Annotated in this window: 20 protein-coding genes; 11 read left to right on the top strand and 9 right to left on the bottom strand. The window is 71.7% G+C overall.

Going from position 1 to position 20,280, the window contains the following annotated elements:
- Positions 1-76: 76 nt before the first annotated feature.
- Positions 77-694 carry a LysE/ArgO family amino acid transporter gene (locus OHA64_RS45385; protein WP_405623102.1) on the bottom strand — a complete coding sequence of 206 codons (618 nt, stop codon included), beginning with the start codon at positions 692-694 and terminating at the stop codon, positions 77-79.
- Between the two features lie 69 nt (positions 695-763).
- Here OHA64_RS45385 and OHA64_RS45380 point away from each other — a divergent pair, with 69 nt between their 5' ends.
- On the top strand, positions 764-1,663 hold the full coding sequence (locus tag OHA64_RS45380; protein ID WP_405624385.1) for a LysR family transcriptional regulator ArgP: 900 nt from the start codon (positions 764-766) through the stop codon (positions 1,661-1,663).
- A 347-nt stretch (positions 1,664-2,010) separates the two neighbouring features.
- Here the strand turns inward: OHA64_RS45380 and OHA64_RS45375 are convergent, their stop codons facing one another.
- Positions 2,011-2,781, bottom strand: a complete 771-nt coding sequence (locus OHA64_RS45375; protein WP_405623101.1) for a TetR/AcrR family transcriptional regulator — start codon at positions 2,779-2,781, stop codon at positions 2,011-2,013.
- A gap of 136 nt (positions 2,782-2,917) precedes the next feature.
- Between OHA64_RS45375 and OHA64_RS45370 the strand changes: the two genes are divergently transcribed.
- The gene (locus OHA64_RS45370) at positions 2,918-4,138 is read left to right on the top strand and encodes a saccharopine dehydrogenase family protein (protein WP_405623100.1); all 1,221 of its coding nucleotides are present in this window, start codon (positions 2,918-2,920) and stop codon (positions 4,136-4,138) included.
- 124 nt (positions 4,139-4,262) lie between these two features.
- Positions 4,263-4,514, top strand: a complete 252-nt coding sequence (locus OHA64_RS45365; RefSeq protein WP_405623099.1) for a WhiB family transcriptional regulator — start codon at positions 4,263-4,265, stop codon at positions 4,512-4,514.
- Between the two features lie 95 nt (positions 4,515-4,609).
- On the opposite strand, the gene OHA64_RS45360 is transcribed toward OHA64_RS45365, so the two are convergent.
- The 4 genes from OHA64_RS45360 to OHA64_RS45345 are packed head-to-tail and all read right to left on the bottom strand — an operon-like array spanning position 4,610 to position 9,404.
- A complete protein-coding gene (locus OHA64_RS45360; protein ID WP_405623098.1) occupies positions 4,610-6,430 on the bottom strand; it encodes a sensor histidine kinase in 1,821 nt (606 codons plus the stop codon).
- Positions 6,427-7,125, bottom strand: coding sequence for a response regulator (locus OHA64_RS45355; protein ID WP_405623097.1), 699 nt, complete (start codon positions 7,123-7,125; stop codon positions 6,427-6,429). The genes OHA64_RS45360 and OHA64_RS45355 overlap by 4 nt, the downstream gene beginning before the upstream one ends.
- Before the next feature lie 38 nt (positions 7,126-7,163).
- Positions 7,164-7,934 (bottom strand): L,D-transpeptidase family protein, encoded by a 771-nt coding sequence (locus OHA64_RS45350; RefSeq protein ID WP_405623096.1) that lies wholly within the window; start codon positions 7,932-7,934, stop codon positions 7,164-7,166.
- Between the two features lie 57 nt (positions 7,935-7,991).
- Positions 7,992-9,404, bottom strand: a complete 1,413-nt coding sequence (locus OHA64_RS45345; RefSeq protein ID WP_405623095.1) for a M1 family metallopeptidase — start codon at positions 9,402-9,404, stop codon at positions 7,992-7,994.
- 162 nt (positions 9,405-9,566) lie between these two features.
- Between OHA64_RS45345 and OHA64_RS45340 the strand changes: the two genes are divergently transcribed.
- Positions 9,567-9,917, top strand: a complete 351-nt coding sequence (locus tag OHA64_RS45340) for a DUF488 domain-containing protein (protein ID WP_405623094.1) — start codon at positions 9,567-9,569, stop codon at positions 9,915-9,917.
- A 19-nt stretch (positions 9,918-9,936) separates the two neighbouring features.
- On the opposite strand, the gene OHA64_RS45335 is transcribed toward OHA64_RS45340, so the two are convergent.
- The gene (locus OHA64_RS45335) at positions 9,937-11,610 is read right to left on the bottom strand and encodes an FAD-binding dehydrogenase (protein ID WP_405624384.1); all 1,674 of its coding nucleotides are present in this window, start codon (positions 11,608-11,610) and stop codon (positions 9,937-9,939) included.
- A gap of 79 nt (positions 11,611-11,689) precedes the next feature.
- Positions 11,690-12,313, bottom strand: a complete 624-nt coding sequence (locus OHA64_RS45330; RefSeq protein WP_405623092.1) for a TetR/AcrR family transcriptional regulator — start codon at positions 12,311-12,313, stop codon at positions 11,690-11,692.
- A 140-nt stretch (positions 12,314-12,453) separates the two neighbouring features.
- On the opposite strand from OHA64_RS45330, the gene OHA64_RS45325 reads away from it, so the two are divergent.
- The 3 genes from OHA64_RS45325 to OHA64_RS45315 all read left to right on the top strand — a co-directional run bounded on the left by OHA64_RS45325 (position 12,454) and on the right by OHA64_RS45315 (position 15,305).
- The gene (locus tag OHA64_RS45325; RefSeq protein WP_405623091.1) at positions 12,454-13,080 is read left to right on the top strand and encodes an alpha-ketoglutarate-dependent dioxygenase AlkB; all 627 of its coding nucleotides are present in this window, start codon (positions 12,454-12,456) and stop codon (positions 13,078-13,080) included.
- A gap of 198 nt (positions 13,081-13,278) precedes the next feature.
- Entirely contained in the window at positions 13,279-14,025 is a 747-nt protein-coding gene (locus OHA64_RS45320; protein ID WP_405624383.1) for an MBL fold metallo-hydrolase, read from the top strand.
- 41 nt (positions 14,026-14,066) lie between these two features.
- On the top strand, positions 14,067-15,305 hold the full coding sequence (locus tag OHA64_RS45315; protein ID WP_405623089.1) for a DUF4032 domain-containing protein: 1,239 nt from the start codon (positions 14,067-14,069) through the stop codon (positions 15,303-15,305).
- Position 15,306: 1 nt separating this feature from the next.
- Here the strand turns inward: OHA64_RS45315 and OHA64_RS45310 are convergent, their stop codons facing one another.
- Positions 15,307-16,179 carry a universal stress protein gene (locus OHA64_RS45310; protein WP_405623088.1) on the bottom strand — a complete coding sequence of 291 codons (873 nt, stop codon included), beginning with the start codon at positions 16,177-16,179 and terminating at the stop codon, positions 15,307-15,309.
- Positions 16,180-16,243: 64 nt separating this feature from the next.
- On the opposite strand from OHA64_RS45310, the gene OHA64_RS45305 reads away from it, so the two are divergent.
- The 4 genes from OHA64_RS45305 to OHA64_RS45290 all read left to right on the top strand — a co-directional run bounded on the left by OHA64_RS45305 (position 16,244) and on the right by OHA64_RS45290 (position 20,267).
- Positions 16,244-16,597, top strand: coding sequence for a VOC family protein (locus OHA64_RS45305; RefSeq protein ID WP_405623087.1), 354 nt, complete (start codon positions 16,244-16,246; stop codon positions 16,595-16,597).
- A 171-nt stretch (positions 16,598-16,768) separates the two neighbouring features.
- Complete coding sequence (locus OHA64_RS45300; RefSeq protein ID WP_405623085.1) at positions 16,769-18,445, top strand: FAD-dependent oxidoreductase; 1,677 nt, start codon at positions 16,769-16,771, stop codon at positions 18,443-18,445.
- Positions 18,442-19,908 carry an ATP-binding protein gene (locus OHA64_RS45295; RefSeq protein WP_405623084.1) on the top strand — a complete coding sequence of 489 codons (1,467 nt, stop codon included), beginning with the start codon at positions 18,442-18,444 and terminating at the stop codon, positions 19,906-19,908. Before OHA64_RS45300 ends, OHA64_RS45295 begins: the two co-directional genes overlap by 4 nt.
- Complete coding sequence (locus tag OHA64_RS45290) at positions 19,905-20,267, top strand: UBP-type zinc finger domain-containing protein (RefSeq protein WP_405623083.1); 363 nt, start codon at positions 19,905-19,907, stop codon at positions 20,265-20,267. The genes OHA64_RS45295 and OHA64_RS45290 overlap by 4 nt, the downstream gene beginning before the upstream one ends.
- The last annotated feature ends 13 nt before the right edge of the window (positions 20,268-20,280 follow it).

Raw genomic sequence — 20,280 nt, 5'->3', positions numbered from 1 at the left:
GTTACACCTACCGGGTCCGGGTTCACTATCGCAGCAGAGCCCGAGAGTCGGGACGCGATATCTCAGGTTGTGGACATCAGGTCGTCCCCGCGACGAGCGTGACGCCAAGGGCGATCATCGTCGCGGCGATCAGGCCGTCCAGGACTCGCCAGGCGGCCGGGCGGGTCAGGAAGCGGCCCAGCAGCCGGGCTCCGAAGCCGAGCGCGGCGAACCAGCACAGGCTGGCGAGGGCGGCTCCGAACCCGAACGTCCAGCGCAGCGGGCCCCGGTCGGCGGCGACCGAACCGAGCAGGAAGACGGTGTCGAGGTACACGTGCGGGTTCAGCCAGGTCAGCGCCAGACAGGTGAGCACCGCACGCCGGACCGATCCCTCCGACTCCCCCTCGGTACGCAGGGCGCCGCCGGGCCGGAACACCCGACGCGCGGCCAGGGCTCCGTACCCGAGCAGGAACGCGCCGCCGATCCAGCCGATCGCGGTCAACGCTCCCGGCCAGGCGACCACCACCGCGCCGACCCCTCCGACACCGAGGGCGATGAGGAGAACGTCGGACAGGGCACAGATGCCGACGACGGCGAGGACCGCGTGGCGACGGACCCCCTGACGCAGCACGAAGGCGTTCTGGGACCCGATGGCGACGATCAGCGAGAGGCCGGTACCGAAGCCGGCGGCCGCGGCGGAGAGGGAAGCGGTCATGACGTCGACGCTAGGGAAACGATCACTGCGTGTACAGCTAAGGATTCTTACGTACCATTAGCTGTCGTGATGATGACCGAGCTTCCTGTCGACCAGGTGCGGACGCTTCTCGCGGTGGTGGACGAGGGCACGTTCGACGCGGCGGCCGCCGTTCTGCATGTGACACCGTCGGCGGTGAGCCAGCGGGTGAAGGCTCTGGAGCAGCGCACGGGGCGGGTGTTGCTGGTGCGCACGAAGCCGGTGCGGCCCACCGAGTCCGGCGAGGTGGTCGTGCGGTTCGCCCGGCAGTTGGCCCGGCTGGAGCGGGACGCGCGCGCCGAGCTCGGGATGAGCGGTGCCTCGGAGCCCACCCGGGTGACGGTCGCGGTGAACGCGGACTCCCTGTCGACCTGGTTCCTGGGGGCGCTCACGCGGGTCCCCCAGGAATTGCGGCTCTGTTTCGAGCTGCGCCGCGAGGACGAGACCCGTACGGCGGAACTGCTGCGGGAGGGACTGGTGATGGCCGCCGTCACCTCGTCAGCCGATCCGGTGGCGGGCTGTTCGGTGCGGGCACTGGGGCGGATGCGCTATGTGGCCGCGGCGAACCCGGACTTCGCCGCGCGGCATCTCGGCGGACCGCTGCCGGACGCGCTCGCGACAGCGCCGGTGCTCGCCTTCGACCGCGACGACGACCTCCAGGACGCGTTCGTGCGCGGGCTGCGCGGCCGCCGGCACGGGACGAGTCAGGTGCGGCACCACGTCCCCGCCTCCGAGGGCTTCGCCGAGGCCGTGGCGGCCGGTCTCGGCTGGGGACTGGTGCCCGAGGTACAGGCGCGGCCCCTGCTGAACGCGGGCCGCCTCGTCCCCCTGGCGCCGGAGCGCACGGTCGACGTGCCGCTGTACTGGCAGCAGTGGAAGCTCGACTCACCGGCACTGGCCGCGGTCGCGAAGGCGGTGGCGACAACCGCCGCGGAGACGCTGCGCGGGTAGCGGTGCGCGGTGCGGGCTTTCGGCCTGACGGCCTTTGGGCGAGAAGGCGCACGGGCGACCGTCCGCCGACTGAGCCGCGATGGCGCGGGGCCCGCCGACCACCGGCACGAGCCGCGATCCTGTCCGGTGAGCCGCCCGCCGACCTGAACCAAGACGTGCGCGGTCAACGCCCGCCGACCTGAACCAAGACGTGCGCGGTCAACGCCCGCCGGTACGAGCCACGGCAACGCGCGGCCGGCCGTATCCCGTGGTCCGCCGACACCCTGCCCAGTCACCGCCCGTACGGGCCGCAGCGACGCACGGCCCCGTCCTCCCCGCCCGCACCGAAACGGCGTGCCGTCGGCGGTTCACGGTTTGCGGCCGGGATGCTGGGCGTGCGGCGCTCGGCCGTGTCCTCGCGGGCGCGGCCGGGCCTTGAGCGCCGTGAGCCGGACCTCCGCGCTCTCCAGGAGCATCTCCAGGGCCGTCGGGTAGGCGCTGGTCACCATGCGGGTGGCCAGGAGAGGGGCCGCTTCGGCGATGCGGGGGTGGGTGGCGCGAGGGAGGCGGGCGTACGTCGAGCGCCACATCTCCTCGTCGGCGTGCTGGGAGGCACTCGGCAAGGTCAGCGAAGCCGCGTCGAGCGCGGCGAAGGCGAGGGTCTGGTCGATGAAGGCGTGGTACACCCGCACGGTGTCCGGCAGCGGGAACCCCGCGGTTCTGAGGACGTCCAGCACGGTCTCGTCGGCGGCGAGTTCGTTCGCCCGGCCGGTGACCCGGTTCGTGGTCAGCAGCGCGGCCTGCGGGTGCGCCAGGTACGCGGCGTGGATGCGCAACCCGACGGTCCGCAGGTCCGACCGCCACTCCCCCGTCGGCTCCCAGCCCTCGAGAGCCTGGCCGATGAGCGCGTCACCGATGGCCAGCGTCAGGTCGTCCATGCCGCGGAAGTACCGGTAGAGCGTGGACGGGTCGGCGTCGAGGGCGAGGCCGAGGCGGCGGGCGGTGAGTCCGTCGCTGCCGTGTTCGCGCAGCATGCGCAGCGCGGTCTCGACGATCAGCCGCTCCGACAGCACGGTGCCGCTTCTGGTGGGCCGGCGCCTGCGCCGCTTCTCCTCGGGGACCACGGGTTTCGGCGCCATCGCCGACCTCCCTTTCTTATGCCAACGGCATTGACCTTGTGTGAGCGTACGGCGTTGTATCTGCGCCAAGGGCCCCCACATCAGCGATGCATCGACGACACATCAGCGACGTTCGAACCGGCAGGGAGTTCTTGTCATGCGTGTACTGCTCGTGGGCGCAGGCGGTGTGGGCACCGCCATCACCCGGATCGCTGCCCGGCGGCCGTTCTTCGAGGCGATGGTGGTCGCGGACCACGATCCGACGCGGGCGGAGACGGCCGTCGCGGCGCTCGGAGACGACGGGGCGCGGTTCCTGGCCGAGCGCGTGGACGCCGGCGACGAGGCCGCCGTGGCGGCGCTGATGGTGCGTCACCGCTGTGACGTCCTCCTCAACGCGACCGACCCGCGGTTCGTGATGCCGCTGTTCCTGGCGGCGCGTACCGCCGACGCGACCTATGTCGACATGGCGATGTCACTGTCCCGGCCGCACACCGAGCGCCCGTACGAGGAGTGCGGGGTCAAGCTGGGCGACGAGCAGTTCACGCGGGCGCCCGAGTGGGAGATGGCCGGCGCTCTGGCCCTGGTCGGGATGGGCGTGGAGCCGGGCCTGTCGGACGTCTTCGCCCGGCACGCGGCCGACGAACTCTTCGACGAGATCGAGGAGATCGGTGTCCGCGACGGCGCGAACCTCACCGTCGACGGCTACGAGTTCGCCCCGTCCTTCAGCATCTGGACCACGATCGAGGAGTGCCTCAACCCTCCGGTCGTCTACGAGGCCGACCGAGGCTGGTTCACCACCGAGCCGTTCAGCGAGCCCGAGGTGTTCGACTTCCCCGAGGGAATCGGTCCGGTCGAGTGCGTGAACGTGGAGCACGAGGAGGTGCTGCTGGTGCCGCGCTGGGTGGACGCCCGCCGGGTCACCTTCAAGTACGGGCTGGGCGAGGAGTTCATCCGGACCCTGCGGACGCTGCACCTGCTGGGTCTGGACCGCACCGACCCGGTGACGGTGCCGGGCCTCGCCGGGCCGGTCTCGGTCTCGCCCCGGGACGTCGTCGCCGCATGTCTGCCGGACCCGGCGACGCTGGGCGAGCGGATGCACGGAAAGACCTGTGCGGGCACCTGGGTACGGGGCGTCAAGGACGGGAGGCCGCGCGAGGTCTACCTTTACCACGTGGTCGACAACCAGTGGTCCATGGCCGAGTACGGCTGTCAGGCGGTGGTGTGGCAGACCGCCGTCAATCCGGTCGTCGCCCTCGAACTGCTCGCCACGGGCGCCTGGACCGGCGCGGGTGTCCTGGGCCCGGAGGCCTTCCCGGCCCGCCCCTTCCTCGACCTGCTGACCGCGTACGGCTCGCCCTGGGGCATGCGCGAGCAGTGAACCCCCGCCATATCTTCACGAGGTCCCACTGGGCTCGGTTGTTTCACCCAAGCATCGACAGGTGACCCGGAAACGAGTAAGGCTTCCCCGAGGGCACGTTCGATTCGATCGCAGGTGACTTTTCATGGAGAACTGGCGCGAACACGCCGCGTGCAGCCACGAGGACCCCGATCTCTTCTTCCCGATCGGCACCACTGGCCCGGCGTTGGTGCAGGAGGAACAGGCCAAGGCCGTGTGTCGGCCCTGCCCGGTCCGGGACGAGTGCCTGCAGTGGGCGCTCGACACCGGGCAGACCCTCGGCGTCTGGGGCGGAACGAGCGAGAACGAACGCCGTGCGATCAAGCGGCGCACGGCGGCCCGGAGGCGCTCCGCGTGACGCGGTGACGTGAGGCGGCAGGCGCGGGCCCGGTGTCGTGCGACAGCGGGCCCGCGCATCCAGGACGTCGGCCGACAGCCACGACCATCGGACCGCTACCGCGGCGAACCGCCCGGCAGCCGCAGGGTGAAGACGCTTCCGGCACCGGGCTCGCTCGCCGCCTCGACGCTGCCGCCGTGGGCGGCGACGAGGTGACGGACGATGGGCAGGCCCAGGCCGCTGCCGCCGGTGCGGCGGCTGCGGGACTTCTCCGCGCGCCAGAACCGGTCGAAGACATGCGGCAGGTCGTCGGCCTCGATTCCGGTGCCGGTGTCGGTGACTTCCAGCAGGACGTCGCCGTCGGCGCGACGCGCGGCCAGGGTGACGGTGCCGCCGGCGGGCGTGTGGCGCAGCGCGTTGGAGACCAGGTTGCCCAGCGCCTGCCGCATCCGCACCACGTCGGCGTCCAGCCACGGGATGCCGTCCACGCTGGTGCGCAGGCGGACGCCGGCCGCGTCGGCCGCGACGCGGTGGGCCGCCGCCACCTGGTCGAGGAGTTCGTCGCAGCGCAGCGCCTCCGGGTGCAGGCGCAGCGCGTCCGCGTCGGCGTCGGCGAGGTCGCGCAGGTCGTCGATGACCCGCTGCAGGACGAGGGCCTCGTCGTGCAGGGCGGCGAGCAGGGCCGGGTCCGGGTCGACGACGCCGTCGCGGGTGACCTCCAGCCAACCGCGGATGTTGGTCAGCGGGCTGCGCAGTTCGTGGGCGATGTCGCTGACCATCGCCTTGCGTTGGGCCTCCAGGCGTTCGCGGCGCTCGGTCAGCTCGTTGAAGGCGGCGGCCAGGATGCCGGTCTCGTCCCGGGTGGTGACGGGGACCCGAACGTGCCGTTCCGGCGGCTGCTGGGCCGCCTCGGTCAGCGCCCGCAGCGGCCGGACGAGCCGGGTGGCGACCACCGCCGTCACGGCCACGGTGACGGCGAAGACGAGGCCCGCGGTGCCGACGACCTTGGCCTTGTTGCCCGTGGACATGTCGAAGCGGACGGCGGGGGTGTCTCCGCCGCCCCCCAGGAACAGCTGGGCCGCGGGAGCCACGTACGGGTCCAGCTGCACGCGACGGGCGGTGTCGAGGCAGGCCTGGGCCGCGCGCTTGGTCCGGTCCCCCACCTTGACGAAGGCGGGCGCGTAGCTCGGGCCCCGCGAGGCCGGGCTGGTGTCGTCCATCCCGAAGAACAACGGAGTCCTGGGGTCCAGGCCGACCCGGGTCAGACAGCCCCGGGCGTCCTTCTGGAGTGCCGTCAGCGCCTTCTCCTCGGTGGGGGTCGGCGTGTTGAAGAGGCCGTCGGCGCACTCGTCCGGCACATAGCCGGGTTCGGCGGTGCCGTCCGTCTCGGTGAGGACGGCGCGGCCGCTCGGCGCGTGGGTCAGGCTGAGGTCGATGCCGTGGCGGGCGAAGCAGCGCTGCCGTGCCTCGGCCAGCGCGTCGACCTTGGTGCGTTCGACCGCCGTGAGCCGGTACGGGCCCACCACGCGGGGGTCGGTGCCGCTGAGTTGGGCGCCACGCTCGCTGAACGTGTCGGTGCGCAGCGGGTCGACGGTGGCGGCGGCGCTCACCGGCAGTGCGGTACCGCGCGGCGCGGAGTCGGCGAGGGGGGTGCGGTCGGCGGTGGTCAGGGCGATACGCCGCCCCGTCCGGGCGGACAGCTCCCGTACGGTCGTCCCGACTCCCCGCCAGTCGGCGTGGGTCGCGGCGTACCCGCTGAGCCGGGCGAGGACGTCCATGTCGTCGGCGAGGACCTGCCCCTGTTCCTCCCGCAGGGCGCGGGTGGTGGTCTCCACCGCCAGCCAGGCCGTCGCCGCCACGGAGCACACGGCGATGAGGCCGGAGGCGATGAGCAGCCGCACCAGCAGGCGCTTGCGCAGGGGTATCCAGCCGCTCATCCGTGGCCGCCGCTCAGCTTGTAGCCGACCCCGAAGACGGTCAGCAGCCGGGCGGGCCGGCGCGGGTCCGCCTCTATCTTCCGGCGCAGGTTCATGACGTGGACGTCGACGGCCCGTTCGGTGGAGGCCCGGTCGGTGCCCCGGGTGACCTCCAGCAACTGCCGCCGGGAGAACACCCGTTCCGGTTCGCCGGCCATCGCCAGCAGGATCTCGAACTCGGCCGGCGTGCACTCCACGGGGGCTCCCTCGCAGCGCACCTCGTGCCGTACCCGGTCGACCGTGACTCCCCCGGCCCGTACGACGGAGTCGTCCCGCCGCTCGGCGGGGGCACGAGAGCTGCGCCGCAGGACCGTGCGGATGCGGGCCATCAGCTCGCGCGGGCTGTACGGCTTGGTCATGTAGTCGTCCGCGCCGAGTTCCAGACCCAGCAGGACGTCGTCCTCGGCGGTCCGGGCGGTGAGCATCAGGACGGGGATGTCGTCGTCCCGGCGCAGCACCCGGCACACCCCGAAGCCGTCGATCACCGGCAGCATCAGGTCCAGGACGACGAGGTCCGGCCGGAGCCGGTGGGCCGCTTCCAGGGCGGCCCGGCCGTCGTGGACCACGGTGGCGGTGTGTCCCTCCGCCAGCAGGGACCGGCGGATGAGTTCGGCCTGCATCTCATCGTCCTCGGCGACCAGCACATGTGCGCACACCCGGCGGATCCTAAGCGGTTGGGGAGACCTCGGCGGACTCAGCGGGCCAGGGAGTCGGCGTCGCCCATGACGACGACGGGGTGACGGGCGGGATCCAGCGCCCGCAGCAGTTCGATCATGTGCCGTTCGGCGATGCTGACGCAGCCGTGGGTGGGGCCGCCGTGGTCGACATGGAACCAGATGCCGCCGCCGCGGCTCGCGCCGAGGGGCCGGGTCCAGTCCAGCGGGGTCGTGCCGGGCTTGCGGTTGTAGTTGATGGCGATCACGTAGTCGAAGGACCCGGCGAGCGGCTCGCCCTCGAAACCCGTGCCGGTCGCGGTGAAACCGCTCCCCCGGTCGTACGGCAGCCGGGTACCGGGGTCGCGGAGCCGGCCGCCGGCGTCGGTGAGGGTGAAGACGCCGACGGGTGAGCGCAGGTCGCCGGCCCGGTGATGGTCGGTCCAGCCCTTGAGCGCGTTGTGCGCGGGCCAGCTCTCGCCGGCCTGCCAGCCTGCCGGGGTGCGCTCGTACAGGACGACCGTGGACATCGGGGAGTTGCTGCCCCGTCCGGTCACGAGGACGGCCTGGCGGGCGTCGGAGGGGACCTCGGACAGCGTCTTCGGCCCCAGCCCGGGCAACTGCCGCGGGGCGGCCTCGACGGAGGTCTCCGGCGAGGCCGCGGGCGGTGAGGGCCGGCCGGGCGCCCGCGACGTGCTCGCCGCCGGGTCGGGGCCGGGCCGGTGGTCCTGAACCGCCGCCGCGCCACCGCCGCATCCGGTGAGTAACAGGGACGCGGCCAGCAGCGCGGCCGGAGGGCTGTGTCTGATCACGATTCGACCTTGACCGACACTTGTGAGGAACTCGTCAGGATCGCAATCCTCTTCGGACTACGGCGTGTTCGGCTTTCCCGCCGTGTACAGCCAGGTGTGGAACAGCGCGTCCAGGTCCTTGCCCGAGAGCCGTTCCGCGAGGCGCACGAACTGGGGGGTCGTGCCGTGTCCGTAGCGGTGTTCGGCGGCCCAGGCCCGCAGGATCCGGAAGAACGTCCGGTCGCCGACGGCCGTGCGCAGGACCTGCAGGGTCATGGCGCCGCGGGCATAGACGGGGGTGCCGAAGATGTTGGCGCCGCTGCCGGGGTCGCCGGGCGGGAAGGCCCACAGATCGTCGCTCGCCGGACGCTGGTAGAGCTCGTCGAAGGCCGTTTGCGCACTCGGGCCGCCGTGCTGCTCGCTGTACAGCCACTCCGCGTACGTGGCGAATCCCTCGTTGAGCCAGATCTCCTTCCAGGAGGTGAGGGAGACGGAGTCGCCGAACCACTGGTGGGCACTCTCGTGGACGAGGGTGCTCAGGTCGGGGGCCCTGTCGTACGCCGGCCGGGTCTGGGTCTCCAGCGCGTAGCCGACGTTCGGGGCGTGGTCGACGATGGAGCCGGCGGCGCGGTAGGGGTACGGCCCGAACAGCTTGCTCTCCCACTCCAGCACCGAGGGAAGCTTCTTCAGTACGGGCTTCGCGGCGGCGGCCTCCCGCGGGTCCACGGCGTCGTAGACCTTGATGCCGTCGCGGGTCGTGTACTGCTCGACCTGGAACGTCCCCACGGTCGCGGTGGCGAGGTAGGCGGCCATGGGTTCCTTCTGGCGCCAGCGGAAGGTGGTGGTGCCGTTCTTGGTGCGCTGCCCGAGCAGGACGCCGTTGGCGACGGCGGTGCGGCCCTTGGGGACGGTGATCGTGAAGTCGTAGGACGACTTGTCGAGGGGGTGGTTGTTCGCCGGGAACCAGGTCATGGCGCCCTGTGGTTCACCGACGACGAAGGCGCCGTCGTCGGTGGGGATCCAGCCGTCGAGCGAGCCGTCCGGGTCGGTGACCGGCGCGGGCTTGCCTGCGTAGGTGACCGTGACCTTGAACCGCTCGCCCTTGCGCAGGGTGTGGCGCGGAGTGACGACGAGTTCCTGGCCGTCGCGCCGGTACTCCGCCTTGGCGTGGTCGACCGTGAGCCCGGTGACCTTCAGCCCTTCGAGGTCGAGGTCGAAGCGGCTGAGCCGCTGGGTGGCACGGGCGGTGATCACCGCTTTGCCGGTGAGGTGCCGACTGCCCGGGTCATAACCGAGCGTCAGGTCGTAATGGCCGACGTGGTAGCCGCCGTTGCCGGCCAGCGGGAAGTACGGGTCACCGACGCCGGCCGAGCCGATGGGGCCCGCCGAAGCGGGCCCGGCGGCCGCGAGCAGCGCCGCGAGGGCGACGGGGACGGTGACGATCACGGCCTCTCGGCGGAGGACGGCGGTGCGTCTGACGGACGGTCTCACGCGGGCTCCTACACGGTGGGGGGTACCAACGGCGCTCACACTAAAGGGGCCGCCTCCCCCGTATCGACCTTTACCGGGTCAAGTCCCGTCGCGCCCACCCGTTCTGACCGGGGCACGGCTATACGCTGCGGAAACCGCCCGCCGCCCGAGAAAGGCCCGCCCGTGAGCGTCCGTGTCCGTCGCGTCTACGAACCGCCCGAGCCGGACGACGGCGTACGTGTCCTGGTCGACCGGTTGTGGCCGCGCGGCCTGTCGAAGGACGCCGCACACGTCGACGAGTGGCCCAAGGACCTCACCCCGTCGACCGAACTGCGCCGTTGGTACCACGCGGGCGAGGGGTCGTACGAGGAGTTCAGCGAGCGGTACGAGGCGGAGCTTGCCGCTCCCGAGGCGGCCGAACTCCTCGACCATCTGCGTGAGTTGGCCGACCGGGGCGCCGTCACCCTGCTGACCGCCGCCAAGTCCCCCGAACAGAGCCACGCGCCGGTGCTGGCCCGTCTCCTGACAACGTGAGCAGACGGGCCGTTCGCGGTCAGTCGGTCTGCCGAGCGGCCGCCCGCCCCGCCGCCCGCCCGGAGAAGAGGCAGCCGCCGAGGAAGGTGCCCTCCAGCGCGTTGTAGCCGTGGACGCCCCCGCCTCCGAAGCCGGCGACCTCGCCCGCCGCGTACAGACCCTCCAGGGGCTTGCCGTCGGCGCCGAGGGCGCGGGAGTCGAGATCGGTCTGGATGCCGCCGAGTGTCTTGCGGGTGAGGGTGTGCAGCTTGACGCCGATCAGCGGTCCGGCCGCCGGGTCGAGGATGCGGTGCGGGGTGGCGACCCGGCCGAGCCGGTCGCCGATGTAGCGGCGGGCGTTGCGGATGCCCTGCACCTGGGCGTCCTTGCTGTAGGGGTTGGCGATCTGCAGGTCGCGGGCCTCGATCTGGCGCCGGATCCCGGTCGCGTCGAGGAGCGCCTTGTCGGTCAGGTCGTTCATCTTGTCGACGAGTTGCTCCAGGTTCGAAGCGGTCACGAAGTCCGCACCCTTGCGCAGGAAGGCGTCGACCGGCCCCGGCGCCCCCTTGCCGAGCACGCGCTCCTTCAGGAAGCCGGCGCGGTCCTTGGCGGTGATGTCGGGGTTCTGCTCGGAGCCCGACAGGGCGAACTCCTTCTCGATGATCTTCTGGGTGAGGATGAACCAGGAGTGGTCGTATCCGGCGATGTCCTCGGTGGTGCGCAGGTACTCGAGGGTGCTGAGGGTGTCGTAGCCGGGCAGGCACGGCTCGGGCAGCCGGCGGCCGAGGGCGTCGAACCACATCGAGGACGGGCCGGGCAGGATGCGGATGCCGTGCCCCGGCCAGATCGGGTCCCAGTTCCGCAGCCCCTCGGTGTAGTGCCACATGCGGTCCCGGTTGACCAGACGCACCCCGGCGCCGGCGCTGATGTCGAGCATCCGGCCGTCGACGTAGGCGGGCACGCCGGTGACCATCTCGGCGGGCGGGGTGCCGAGGCGCTCCGGCCAGTGGCGGCGGACCATCTCGTGGTTTGCCCCGATGCCGCCGGTGGTGACGACCACGGCCTGTGCGGTGAGTTCGAAGTCGCCGAGGCGCTCACGGCTGGAGGCGACGCCCCGGGGCGAGTGGTCCTCGGCCAGCACGGTGCCGCGCACCCCGCGTGCGGCGCCCTCCTCGATGACCAGTTCGTCGACCTGGTGGCGGTGGTAGAAGGTGAGCAGTCCGTCTCGTGCGGCCTGCTTGGCGTGGTCGACGAAGGGCTCCACCACACCCGTTCCGGTGCCCCAGGCGACGTGGAAGCGGGGTACGGAGTTGCCGTGTCCGTGGGCCGTCAGGTCTCCGCGCTCGGCCCAGCCGACGGTGGGCAGGAAGGAGATGCCGTGCCCCTGGAGCCAGGAACGTTTCTCCCCCGCCGCGAACTCGACGTAGGCGCGCGCCCAGCGCACCGCCCAGGAGTCCTCGTCGTCGACGCGGTCGAACCGCGCGCTGCCCTGCCAGTCGTTCCAGGCGAGGTCGAAGGAGTCCTTGATGCCCAGGCGCCGCTGTTCCGGGGAGTCGACGAGGAACAACCCGCCGAAGGACCAGAAGGCCTGCCCGCCGAGGTTGGCGGCGTTCTCCTGGTCGACCAGCGCGACCCGGCGGCCCCGGCTGGTCAGCTCGTGCGCCGCGACCAGGCCCGCGAGTCCGGCTCCGACGACGATGACGTCCGCATCCATGGCGACCGTTGCCTTTCTCATGGGGTTTCTTGGGGCTTCGGGTGGGTCTTGGGGGCTTCGGGTGTGTGTTCGTGGGATGTCATTCGGATGCGCCGCCGTCGGTCAACAGCGCGGTGAGCAGCTGTCCCAGCCAGACGCGGGCGCGCTCGACGTCCTTGTCCAGCAGCAGTTGGGTGGTGACTCCGTCGTACGCGGCGACGACCGCGCGGGCCGCGCCGTCGATGTCGCCGAGCGCGGCGGGCAGGGCGGCGGGTCCGGTGGCGCGCGCGAGCCGTTCCTCGATCGCCCGCCGCAGCCGTTCCCGGTGTTCCAGCAAGGTCTGAGCGACGGCCGGATCGCGGGCGGCGTGGACGAGGAAGTCGGTCTTCACCAGCAGCCAGTCCACGTCGAGCAGAAGCACCTCGGAGACCCGGTCCACCGAGGCGGGCACGTCGAGTTCGGGTCCGTCGAGAGCCAGCGCCTGTGCCACCTGCTCGGCGATCAGGTCGGCCCGCTGCTGGTAGAGGGCGAAGAACAGCTCGTCCAGGCTGTCGAAGTTGGAGTAGAAGGCACCCCGGCTGTACCCGGCCGCCTCACAGACCTCCTCGATGGAGACCCGCCCGAATCCTTTGGCGGCGAAGACCGCGAAGGCCGCGTCCAGGAGGTTGGCCCGGGTGCGGACACGGCGTCTGGTCACGCGTCCGGTCGTCTCCCGCACCGCCATGCCACTCCCTGTTTCCGTTCGATACGGGAATGTATCCGATACGTCGATGTATCGAAAGCCCTGGAGCCCCTGTCGGACACCGCCCCAGAGACCGAGACATCAGTGAGAACATATTTTCGAATAAGGAGTACGCTGAACCCATGACCAGGCACCTCCAGGCTTCCCTCTTCGACCAGAGTGACCAGCTGAGCCTCGGTCCCCTCGACGGGATCCGCCGGACCGCGCTCGGCACGGATGCCTGGATCGACGTACTGCCCGGATGGCTGAGCGGCTCCGACGCCCTGTTCGAGCAGCTGGCCGCCGACGTGCCGTGGCGCGCGGAGCGCCGGAAGATGTACGACCAGGTCGTCGACGTACCACGCCTGCTGGCGTTCTACGGCGCCGGCGACCCACTCCCGCACCCCCTGCTGACGGAGGCCCGCGAGGCACTGTCCGCGCACTACGCCGAGGAACTGGGCGAGCCCTTCACCACGGCCGGGCTGTGCTACTACCGCGACGGGCGCGACAGCGTCGCCTGGCACGGCGACCGGACCGGACGCGGCGCGCACCAGGACACCATGGTCGCGATCCTCTCCGTGGGCACGCCCCGTGACCTGTTGCTGCGGCCGATGCGGGGCGGCGACTCGGTCCGCCGGCCCCTGGGACACGGCGACCTGATCGTGATGGGCGGCTCCTGCCAGCGGACCTGGGAGCACTCCGTACCGAAGACGACGAGCGCCACAGGGCCGCGGATCAGCGTCCAGTTCCGCCCGCACGACGTGCACTGACACGCGGGACGGCGCGCGGCCGGGCGGAAAGGCGGCCGCTCCGGCCGCGCGCGGGGGGCCGCCTCCGGCACAGGTGCCGGAGGCGGCCTCACTCCGGGGAACGCCGCCCGATGATCCTTGCCGGACCCGGCGACTCCGCCCGCCTCCTGGTCTGCTTTGCTGTCTCCGTCGAGCAGGTACCTCACACGCGGGACGATGATGCGCGCAGATGTGCAGCAAGTAGCCGACGGCGCCTACCTGGTGCACGGCAGCAACACCAACTGGGTGATCCTCACCGAGGGGGACGCCGTGACGCTGGTCGACACCGGCTACCCCGGTGACCGGGAGCAACTCCTCGCCTCGCTCGCGGAGTTGGGCAGTTCACCGGAGGCCGTCGAGGCGGTGCTGATCACCCACGCCCACAACGACCACCTGGGCTCCGCCGAGTACCTGCGCGGCGCCTACGGCATGCCCGTGTATCTGCACGAGGCCGAAGTGCCGCACGCGCGGCGGGAGTTCCTGCACCAGGTCAGCGTCGGCACGGTCGTGAAGAACGGCTGGCGGCCCGGTGTCCTGCCGTGGGCCGTGCACGCGATCCGCTCGGGCGGCACCGCCCATGTCCCGGTCGCCTCCCCCCAGACCTTCCCGGCGCCGGGCGCGCTCGACCTGCCCGGCCGGCCCGTCCCCGTGCACACGCCCGGCCACACGGACGGGCACTCCGCCTTCCACCTCCCGGACCGGGGCGTACTGATCTCCGGCGACGCCCTGGTGAGCGGCCACCCGACCTCCCGGATCAAGGGCCCGCAGCTGCTGCCCGACATGTTCCACCACGAGCGGCCCCGGACCGTGGCCTCGCTGGACGTGATCGCGGCGCTGGACGCGGACCTGCTCCTGCCGGGGCACGGTCCCGTGCACCGCGGTCCGGTCCGTGAAGCGGCACTTCAGGCAAGGGAGCGCGCGTTCTAAGGTGAGGTGACGATCACCGGCGAAGCAAGGACAGTCGACCCATGGCCCTGCAGATCAGCGCGACCAACCCGGAGCATCCCGCGCTCCTGCTCGAACTGCCCTGGCACCTCCCCCTGGAGGAGTGGCCCGAGGAGTACCTCGTGCCGCTGCCGCGCGGTATCTCCCGCCACGTCGTGCGCTACGCCCGCGCCGGCGACGAGGTCATCGCCGTCAAGGAGCTCGCCGAACGCCCTGCGCTGCGCGAGTACGAGCTGCTGCGCGACCTGGACCGGATCGGCATCCCCGCCGTGGACCCGCTGGCCGTGGTCACCGGACGCACCGCCGGGGACGACGCCCCGCTGGAGCCGGTGCTGGTCACCCGGCATCTGGGCGGCTCCATGCCGTACCGGTCGATGTTCGAGACCACCATGCGGCCCGCGACCATGCACCGCCTGATGGACGCCCTGGCCGTGCTTCTGGTGCGGCTGCACCTCGCCGGCTTCGCCTGGGGAGACTGCTCGCTGTCCAACACACTGTTCCGGCGGGACGCCGGCGCGTACGCCGCCTACCTGGTCGACGCGGAGACCGGCGACCTGCACCCGCAACTCAGCGTCGGCCAGCGCGACTACGACCTGGACCTCGCCCGGGTGAACATCAGCGGCGAACTGCTCGACCTGGAGGCGTCCGGGGCCCTGCACCCGTCCGTGGACCCGATCGAGTTCGGCATGGAGATCTGCGCCCGCTACGGCGGCCTGTGGGAGGAGCTGACCCGCAGGTCCGTCTATCCGGCGGGCAAGTACCACTTCATCGAGCGCCGGATCCGCCGTCTGAACGACCTCGGGTTCGATGTGGCCGAGATGCAGATCGAGCACTCCTCGAACGGCGATTCCGTCACCTTCGTGCCCAAGGTCGTGGACGCCGGCCACCACCAGCGCCAGTTGCTGCGGCTGACCGGCCTGGACGCCGAGGAGAACCAGGCCCGCCGGCTCCTGAACGACCTGGAGAGCTGGATGGCCACCCAGGACGACTACGCCCCGGGCGACCCCCTCGCGGCCCGTCCGGAGGTGCTCGCCCACCGCTGGGTGCGGGATGTCTTCCGCCCCACCGTGCGGGCCGTCCCCCTCGAAATGCGCGGCTCGATGGACGCGGCCGAGATCTACCACGAGCTGCTGGAACACCGCTGGTACCTGTCCGAGCGCGCACAGCACGACCTGGGCCTTGACATGGCCGTGGCGGACTACATCAAGAACATCCTTCCCAAGGCCCGGGAGACACTCCAGCCCAGCCCCGCCAGCGACTGACTCAGGCGTGCGGCACCACGGCCACCGGGCAGCCCGCGTGGTGCAGCACGCCATGGGCAACCGATCCGATACGGGCGCCCGCGGCCGTACGGTGGGCGCGGCGCCCGACGACCATCAGCTGGGCCCCGCCGGCCACCGACAGCAGCACCTGCCCCGCGCTGCCCATCTCCACGTGCTCGACGACCGGCACGTCCGGGAAGCGGTCCCGCCACGGCTGCAACGCCGTCGCCAGGGCCTTCTTCTCGTACGGTTCCATGCCACCGGTCTCGTCGAGGAGCTTGAGCGAGCCGGGGCTGTAGGCGAAGACCGGCGGCAGGGTCCAGGCCCGTACCGCGCGCACCGTGGCACCGCGCGTCGCCGCCGTCTCGAACGCGAACCGCAGCGCCTCGGCGGTGTCCTCCGGCTCACCCCGCTGGCCGACGACGATCTCGCGGCCCGCCGCCTCGGCCGCGGGCTCGTCACCGGCCCGCACCAGGACGACCGGCCGGGCGGCCTCGACGATCACCTGCTGGCCCACCGATCCGAGCAGGAAGCCCATGACCCGGCCATGGCCGCGCGAGCCGAGGACCAGCATCTCGGCCTCCGCCGCGGCGGCGACCAGCGTCTCGGCATCGGCGCCCTCGAGCACGTCGGTGGAGACCTCCAGCTCCGGATGGCGCTCGGTGACGGTCCGGGCGGCCTCGCCCACCGCCTCCCGGGCCCAGCCGACCTGGACCTCGGGGTCCGTGGCCTCGATCGCCTCGTGCGCCTGGAACTGCCAGGCGTGCACGACCCGCAGCGCCAGCTTGCGGCGGACCGCCTCCCGAGCCGCCCAGGCCAGCGCGGCCAGGCTCTCCTCGGTTCCGTCGACCCCTGCCGTGATCGGGCGCGTCATGCTGTCGGCCTCCTTGTGTCGTCGTCCATGTGCCGGGTAACCCAGTCTTCACTACGCTCACGACATGACTTTGGAATGGGAGCAGGTCATCGTGGACGCGGCCGATCCGGCGGCGCTGGGACGCTGGTGGGCCGAGGCGCTCGGGTGGGTGGTCGTGGGTGACTTCCCGGACGAGTACGAGATCCGCCCGGAGAAGGACCGCCTCCCGGGGCTGCTCTTCGTGCCGGTGCCGGAGGCCAAGACCGTCAAGAACCGTCTCCACCTCGACTTCCGGCCCGAGGACCAGGAGGCCGAGGTGGCCCGTCTGATCGCTCTCGGGGCGCGGCACGCGGACGTCGGCCAGGGCGAGCAGCCGTGGGTGACGCTGGCGGATCCCGAGGGCAACGAGTTCTGTGTGCTGGGCCCGCGACGCGGCTGACGTCCCGCCCCTGTTGACTCCCCGCGCCCGGCCCTGTGCCCGGAGCGAACCCCTCCGGGTATCCCGGAGCGAACCGCGACGATCGAACATACGATGGCCTGGAGCCGGCGCGGTGATCGAAGCACCACGTGAACCGCCGCGCCGTCGGTCCGACCTCGGGGTGGGAGACGTATGGCACAGGCCGCGGACGCAGCGCGGACCGTCATCTTGACCGTGGACGACGACCCGGGGGTCTCCCGAGCCGTCGCCCGCGACCTGCGGCGACGCTACGGCGAGTCGTACCGGATCGTGCGCGCGGAGTCCGGCGAGTCCGCACTGGAGGCGCTGCGGGAGCTGAAGCTGCGCGGTGACCTGGTGGCGGTGATCCTGGCGGACTACCGGATGCCGCAGATGAACGGCATCGAGTTCCTGGAACAGGCGCTGGACGTGTATCCGGGTGCCCGGCGGGTGCTGCTGACCGCGTACGCGGACACGAACGCGGCGATCGACGCGATCAACGTCGTCGACCTCGACCACTACCTGCTCAAGCCCTGGGACCCGCCCGAGGAGAAGCTGTACCCGGTGCTGGACGACCTCCTGGAGGCGTGGCGGTGCAGCGACTTCCGGCCGGTACCCGCCACCAAGGTGGTCGGACACCGCTGGTCGGCGCGTTCCTCGGACGTGCGGGAGTTCCTCGCGCGCAACCAGGTGCCGTACCGCTGGTACTCGGCGGACGAGCCGGAGGGGCGGCGGCTGCTGGCGGCGGCCGGACAGGACACGCGGCGGCTGCCGCTGGTGATCACCCCCGACGGCACCCCGCTGGTCGAACCGGAGGCGCCCGAGCTGGCCGCGCGGGTCGGTCTGGCGACGACACCCGAGGCGGACTTCTACGACCTGGTCGTCATCGGCGGCGGCCCGGCCGGGCTCGGCGCGGCCGTGTACGGGGCCTCGGAAGGGCTGCGGACGGTGCTCGTGGAACGGTCGGCGACCGGCGGGCAGGCCGGGCAGAGCTCCCGCATCGAGAACTACCTCGGCTTCCCGGACGGGGTGTCGGGAGCCCAGCTCACCGACCGGGCGCGGCGGCAGGCGACGAAGTTCGGCGCCGAGATCCTCACCGCGCGGCAGGTGACGGGACTGGAGATCAACGGCGCCGCGCGGGTCGTACGGTTCTCGGACGGCTCGGCCATCGCCGCGCACAGCGTGATCCTGGCGACCGGTGTGTCGTACCGGCAGCTCCAGGCGCCCGGCGCGACCGACCTGACGGGCTGCGGGGTGTTCTACGGCTCGGCACTGACCGAGGCGGCCTCCTGCCAGGGCCACGACGTGTACATCGTGGGCGGCGCCAACTCCGCCGGACAGGCCGCGATGTACCTGGCGCGGGGCGCGAAGTCGGTGACCCTGTTGGTGCGCGGGGCCTCGCTGTCGGCGTCGATGTCGCACTACCTGATCCAGCAGATCGAGGAGTCGCCGAACATCTCGGTGCGCTGCGGGACGGTCGTGGAGGCCGCGCACGGCTCCGAGCACCTGGAGCAGCTCACGCTGCGCGACGTGGAGAGCGGGCGGACCGAACTCGTCGACGCGCAGTGGATGTTCGTGTTCATCGGCGCTGCCCCGCTGACCGACTGGCTGGACGGGGCGGTGCTTCGCGACGAGCACGGGTTCATCCTGGCCGGTCCCGATCTGACCCCCGACGGGCGGCCACCGGCCGACTGGGAGCTGGACCGGCCCCCGTATCACCTGGAGACCAACATCCCGGGCGTGTTCGTAGCGGGCGACGCCCGAGCCGAGTCCGCGAAGCGGGTCGCGTCCGCCGTCGGAGAGGGAGCCATGGCCGTGATGCTCGTCCACCGGTATCTGGAGCAGTCGTGAGCGGGCAGCCGATGCCGTGCAGCCCGCGGGAGGTCGGGTCGCTGTTCCTGTTCGAGAAGCTGTCCCCGGAGCAGCTCGGGCAGTTGTGCACCCAGGGCCGGGTGGAGAGGTTCGAGCCCGGCCCGGTCTACACCGAGGGCGACCCCGCCACCTGCTTCTACGTGATGCTCGAGGGCACGGTCGTGCTCTACCGGCGGGTCGGCGGCGATGACGTGGAGGTCAGCCGCACCTCCCAGCGCGGGGTCTACGCCGGATCCATGCAGGCGTACCTGGGTGACCGGGTGCGCCAGGTGTACAACAACTCGATGCGGGTCACCGAGCCGACGCGCTTCTTCGTGCTGCCCGCGGACAAGTTCTCGGACTTCATGCAGGAATGGTTCCCGATGGCGGTTCATCTGCTGGAGGGACTGTTCTTCGGGGCGAAGAGCACCCAGCGGGCCATCGGACAGCGCGAACGGCTCCTGGCGCTGGGCTCGTTGTCGGCGGGGCTCACGCACGAGCTCAACAACCCCGCCGCCGCGGCCGTGCGGGCGACCGCGACCCTGCGGGAACGAGTGGGCAAGATGCGGCACAAGCTCGCCGTCATCACCCAGGGCTCCTACTCCCCCGAGGCCCTGGCGAACCTCATCGACATCCAGGAACGCACCGCCGAACGCGTGGCCAAGGCCCCCACGTTGAGCCCGCTGGAGGCCTCCGACCGGGAGGACGCCCTCACGGACTGGCTCGACGACCACGGCATCGTGGACGGCTGGCGGATCGCGCCCACCTTCGTCCAGGCCGGTCTCGACGCGGACTGGCTGGACCAGGTCGCGGCCGCCGTCGACGAGGAGATCCTGCCGAACGCGATCGGCTGGCTCAACTACACCGTCGAGACCGAGCTGTTGATGGACGAGATCAACGACTCGACCAACCGCATCTCCCATCTCGTCGACGCCGCCAAGCAGTACTCGCAGCTGGACCGGGCCCCCTACCAGGTCGCCGACGTGCACGAACTCCTCGACAGCACCCTGTTGATGCTGTCGGGCAAGATCGGCCCGCGGATCAAGCTGGTCAAGGAGTACGACCGTACGGTCCCCAAGGTGCCGGCCTACCCGGCGGAGCTCAACCAGGTGTGGACCAACCTGATCGACAACGCGGTACAGGCCGTCAACAGCGTCGGCGGAGAAGGGACGTTGACGGTACGGACGGCGCTCGAACACGACCGGCTGCTGGTGGAGTTCCGCGACACCGGGCCCGGTGTGCCCGAGGAGATCCGCGGCCGCATCTTCGACCCGTTCTTCACCACGAAGCCGGTGGGCGAGGGTACCGGGCTGGGCCTGGACATCTCCTGGCGGATCGTCGTCAACAAACACCACGGCTCCCTCCACGTCGAGTCCGAGCCGGGCGACACCCGCTTCCAGGTCCTGCTGCCGCTCACGGCCGCGGAACCCGACACCGACACACCGTCCGAGGAGACCGTATGACCAGCGACAACCCGATCGACGGCCTCGACCCGGCCAACCCGCCGAGCGGCGCCGGATGCGTGGAGTGCGACGCGGCCGGCGGCTGGTGGTTCCATCTGCGGCGCTGCGCGCAGTGCGGGCACATCGGCTGCTGCGACTCCTCCCCCGCCCAGCACGCGACCGGCCACTACAAGGCCACCGGGCATCCCCTGGTGCAGAGCTTCGAGCCGGGCGAGGGCTGGTACTGGAACTTCGCGACGAACGAGCTGTACGAGTCGGGACCTGAGCTCGCGCCGCCGGCGAGTCACCCGGCGGACCAGCCCACCCCGGGCCCCGCGGGGCGGGTGCCGGCCGACTGGGCTCGGTCGTTGCGGCAGTGAGCGCCCGGCCCCG

This window comes from Streptomyces sp. NBC_00076 (genome assembly GCF_045041235.1).
GTDB lineage: Bacteria > Actinomycetota > Actinomycetes > Streptomycetales > Streptomycetaceae > Streptomyces.
This window is presented reverse-complemented; position numbering and strand designations above follow the sequence as displayed.

What these genes read in the sequence shown, in the direction of transcription:
- OHA64_RS45330 (WP_405623092.1), bottom strand. Translation starts at nt 12,313, where the DNA reads ATGGCGGTGCGGGAGACGACCGGACGCGTGACCAGACGCCGTGTCCGC.
- OHA64_RS45385 (WP_405623102.1), bottom strand. Translation starts at nt 694, where the DNA reads ATGACCGCTTCCCTCTCCGCCGCGGCCGCCGGCTTCGGTACCGGCCTC.
- OHA64_RS45310 (WP_405623088.1), bottom strand. Translation starts at nt 16,179, where the DNA reads ATGACGCGCCCGATCACGGCAGGGGTCGACGGAACCGAGGAGAGCCTG.
- OHA64_RS45370 (WP_405623100.1), top strand. Translation starts at nt 2,918, where the DNA reads ATGCGTGTACTGCTCGTGGGCGCAGGCGGTGTGGGCACCGCCATCACC.
- OHA64_RS45305 (WP_405623087.1), top strand. Translation starts at nt 16,244, where the DNA reads ATGACTTTGGAATGGGAGCAGGTCATCGTGGACGCGGCCGATCCGGCG.
- OHA64_RS45360 (WP_405623098.1), bottom strand. Translation starts at nt 6,430, where the DNA reads ATGAGCGGCTGGATACCCCTGCGCAAGCGCCTGCTGGTGCGGCTGCTC.
- OHA64_RS45365 (WP_405623099.1), top strand. Translation starts at nt 4,263, where the DNA reads ATGGAGAACTGGCGCGAACACGCCGCGTGCAGCCACGAGGACCCCGAT.
- OHA64_RS45325 (WP_405623091.1), top strand. Translation starts at nt 12,454, where the DNA reads ATGACCAGGCACCTCCAGGCTTCCCTCTTCGACCAGAGTGACCAGCTG.
- OHA64_RS45315 (WP_405623089.1), top strand. Translation starts at nt 14,067, where the DNA reads ATGGCCCTGCAGATCAGCGCGACCAACCCGGAGCATCCCGCGCTCCTG.
- OHA64_RS45300 (WP_405623085.1), top strand. Translation starts at nt 16,769, where the DNA reads ATGGCACAGGCCGCGGACGCAGCGCGGACCGTCATCTTGACCGTGGAC.
- OHA64_RS45335 (WP_405624384.1), bottom strand. Translation starts at nt 11,610, where the DNA reads ATGGATGCGGACGTCATCGTCGTCGGAGCCGGACTCGCGGGCCTGGTC.
- OHA64_RS45380 (WP_405624385.1), top strand. Translation starts at nt 764, where the DNA reads ATGATGACCGAGCTTCCTGTCGACCAGGTGCGGACGCTTCTCGCGGTG.
- OHA64_RS45290 (WP_405623083.1), top strand. Translation starts at nt 19,905, where the DNA reads ATGACCAGCGACAACCCGATCGACGGCCTCGACCCGGCCAACCCGCCG.
- OHA64_RS45320 (WP_405624383.1), top strand. Translation starts at nt 13,279, where the DNA reads ATGCGCGCAGATGTGCAGCAAGTAGCCGACGGCGCCTACCTGGTGCAC.
- OHA64_RS45375 (WP_405623101.1), bottom strand. Translation starts at nt 2,781, where the DNA reads ATGGCGCCGAAACCCGTGGTCCCCGAGGAGAAGCGGCGCAGGCGCCGG.